2 protein-coding genes and 1 pseudogene are annotated in these 3,433 nt (G+C 35.7%); 1 reads left to right on the top strand and 2 read right to left on the bottom strand.

The genetic code is table 11. The features are described from left to right. Positions 1 to 85 precede the first annotated feature (85 nt). Together AACL61_RS03140 and AACL61_RS03135 are read right to left on the bottom strand one after the other, a co-directional pair. Positions 86 to 1,417: a sensor histidine kinase gene (locus AACL61_RS03140; protein ID WP_339110983.1), complete on the bottom strand. Its 1,332-nt coding sequence runs from the start codon at positions 1,415 to 1,417 to the stop codon at positions 86 to 88. Next, positions 1,414 to 2,095, bottom strand: a pseudogene (locus AACL61_RS03135) (response regulator transcription factor). Before AACL61_RS03135 ends, AACL61_RS03140 begins: the two are co-directional and overlap by 4 nt. A 278-nt stretch (positions 2,096 to 2,373) precedes the next feature. Here AACL61_RS03135 and AACL61_RS03130 point away from each other — a divergent pair. After that, complete coding sequence (locus AACL61_RS03130) at positions 2,374 to 3,303, top strand: AEC family transporter (protein WP_003669430.1); 930 nt, start codon at positions 2,374 to 2,376, stop codon at positions 3,301 to 3,303. Positions 3,304 to 3,433: the final 130 nt, after the last annotated feature.

The following is a 3,433-nucleotide window of genomic DNA, read 5'->3' as shown; positions in this document are numbered from 1 at the left end:
GCTAAGTGGGAGTAGTTCAATTTACGAAATAATCTCCCAACTAAAACCAAGAATAGGTGAAAGTATGATGAAGAAATCTTCATTTTTACTTAGGAAGGTAAACTGTAAAAATCGTTCCAACTGGCTCATTGTCGCGAATCGTAATTTTTCCGTGATATTTTTCAATAATCATTTTGACAATTGAAAGTCCAATTCCCGAACCAGTAACCTTATTGGAGTGTGATTCATCTTCACGGTAGAATCTTTCGAAAACTTTTTGGCGATTTTCTTTTGCAATTCCCTGACCTTGATCAGCAACTCTTAAAATTATGTGGCGGTCATCCGTTGTTAACTGAACATCAATTGTTGAATCAGTTGGTGAATATTTGGCCGCATTTTCTAATAAATTATGCACAAGGCTTTGAAAGTCACCCTTTGTTATCCGGTAAGATATATTCGGATTTAAATCCGTAATAAATTTCTGCTGATATGCCCCTTGGAGTGACTCAACTTCAGCGAAAATAATTTTTGATAAGTTAATTTCTGTTAATTTTTTAGTTTGGTGTCCTTCTAGGATAAGCAATTCATTTATTAATTGACTCATTCGCTGTGCTTCTTGATCAATGTACTTTAATGATTTGCCAATTAATTCTGGATGTTTATCCCCATGCCTTCTTATTAAGTTTACATGTCCCAAAATTCCAGCAAGCGGGGTCTTTAATTCATGGGAGGCATTCGCAATAAATTCTTTTTCTCGTTGCATTATACGGTACTGCCGTTCTAATAATTGATTAAAAGACTGCGCAACTTTTCGTACTTCTAACGGCTGCTGCGGAACTGCTAAAGTTTGTAATCGATCACTTTGAGGCGTGATTGCATCGATTTCATTATCTAAACTAGTCAATGGTCGGGTCCATCGTTTAGCCAACCGATGAATGATTGGGAGAGCAATGATGCTTATTACAAGGTTAATTAACAGAGTCACTATCAAGAGCCAGCCTGTTAATTTAATTAAATCATCAACATTAATCGCTACTTTTACGATTCGCTGATGATGAACTTTTTGCTGTCGTAAATAATAGACCCCATGCCGGGTTAACTGTAGATTCTTGATTGCTAAATTCCGCCGGTCAATTCGTTTAAAAATTTTATGGGCTTTTGGTGAGGTATATTTTCGTTTACCATCAGTGATCTCGATTGCGTCATCGTCTTGACGAGCAACATAAGCATTCAAAAAAGTTTCGCGATCTTGATTTTCGGGCCAATCTTCCTCAATGGTCTCAATCACTTCTTCCGCCTGATCATCAGCATAACGATAGATTAAATTAGTAGCGGTAACCACAAAAAGAAGGTTAATAACTACCAAAATCACTGCAAACAACATTAAGAAAAGACGAGTTAATTGCCGCGATGCAGTTACTGGATGTGTGTTACTCATTGCTCATCACCTAATACATAACCAATCCCTCGCACCGTTTTAATTAAGTCGCGGTATTTGCCTAACTTGTTGCGCAAAGCACGAATATAGACATCAACAGTATTGGTCTGACCATCAAAATCATACCCCCCATATTTCATTAAGAAGGTCATCACGGGTTTGAACGACTCCTGGTTCTTTAATTAGGGCAACCATGAGGGAAAATTCTTTAGGCGTTAAATGAACCTGTTTGCCATCAACCATAAATTGATGTTTTAGTAAATTTATTTCAAATGGTCCAAATTTATAATCATATTTCTCTGCTTTTTCTTGACCCAATCGTCGTAATACAACCCTAATTCGTGCTAAAAGTTCCTCAATCTCAAACGGTTTAGTAATATAATCATCTAATCCTTGATCAAGTGCCATACTAATATCGGAAGTTTGACTACGAGCCGTAATCATAATAATCGGCACATTACTTGATTGCCGAATTCGGCGCAGAACTGTGAGACCATCATAAATTGGGAGCATCCAATCTAATAAGATTAAGGTTATTTCTTTCTCTTTAAATATTTCTAGTGCCTCGCGCCCATCTTTTGCCCAGATGACTTCATAGCCTTCAAGTTCTAGCTCAGTAATCAAAAAACTAGCAAGGCTCTCTTCATCTTCAACTAACATAATTACAGCCTTATTCATTTTTCACCCTCCAAGCGATTTTCTTATCTTCTATTTTAGCTGTTTTATGTTTTTAAATGGTGGTTAAAGGTAAACGAAAAAGTTTCATATGAAACTTTTTTCTTCTTATTCATTAAGGCCATTATATCAAAATAATTTCGCCATTGATTCCGCTCCTGTTAATACATTATTAAGAACCTTTTGCCGTTGATCGCAATGAGCGTCGGCACCTTCAGTAAAATCATTCTCCTTTTTGTTGTAAAATAGTAATTGTGATTTTTACTGAAGGAAGTGGTGCAATGTCGATTGGGCAAATTTTTAACCAAGTCGTCATTATTTTCTTACTAATGCTTTTAGGAGCAGTTATTAGAAAGCTCGGATTTCTCCATCCACAATCAATTAATGATTTAACCAATATTACACTCTACTTTTTATCGCCAATCGTAATTATTAAAGCCTTTGAACAACCGTTTTCGCGATCACGATTTTATCAATTATTACTATTGATTGCTGGTGTCTTTCTGACCTATTTTGTTTCAATTTTGATTGCAAAACTACTTTTTCATAAAGTAAAGGACCAAAATATTCGTCAAATTGCAACTTATGGAAGCATCTATTCTAACAATGGTTTTATGGGCGTTCCATTAGCACAAGGACTTTTCGGAAGTGTGGGTGTCTTCTATGCCGTCGCTTCAATGATTGGTTTTAATGTCATGTCGTGGACCCAGGGAATTGGAATTTTTCAAAAACGGCAGCCTCATGATTGGGGAACACAGTTAAAGAAAATTATTTTAAATCCTAATATTATTGCTATTATTATTGGTCTTTTCCTATTCATTAGTTCTTTTCGGTTGCCAAAATTAATTTCTGGTTTTATTGATTACACCAGTCCAGCGTTTACTCCACTATCAATGATTGTCATCGGAAGTAATCTTGCCAATCTAAGTATTAAAAATATCAAATTACCAACTGCACTCTGGGGAAGTCTCTTCGTAAGGAATATTTTCTTCCCGATTCTAGGAACAATTATCTTATTATTATTGGGAATTACTGGTGTTCCACTCTTCACCACAGTAATTCTTAGTGCATGTCCAGTAGCAGGATTAGTCGTTCTTTTTACCTTACAATCAAATGGGGATGCGCGGCCAGCAACCGTCTTAATGAGTATTTCAACCATTTTGAGTTTAGTAACTATTCCATTAGTCTATTGGTTTGCTAGTTTGTGGTAATGATATATACAATCTTTGAATAAAGCGTTAAATATAATAAGCATTTCAAATAATAGCCTCCTCGTATTCTATAAATAAATCTTTACGGATTTTGCTACATTACATCTTGTCTTCTGGTCACCGCATGATA

Origin of the sequence: Limosilactobacillus reuteri subsp. porcinus, from assembly GCF_036621895.1 — a bacterium.
Lineage (GTDB): Bacteria > Bacillota > Bacilli > Lactobacillales > Lactobacillaceae > Limosilactobacillus > Limosilactobacillus reuteri_J.
The sequence above is the reverse complement of the archived record's forward strand: the minus strand, read 5'-3'. Positions and strand labels throughout refer to the sequence as shown.

Excerpts from the sequence above, each read along its gene's own strand:
- AACL61_RS03140 (WP_339110983.1), bottom strand. The coding sequence starts at position 1,417 with ATGAGTAACACACATCCAGTAACTGCATCGCGGCAATTAACTCGTCTT.
- AACL61_RS03130 (WP_003669430.1), top strand. The coding sequence starts at position 2,374 with ATGTCGATTGGGCAAATTTTTAACCAAGTCGTCATTATTTTCTTACTA.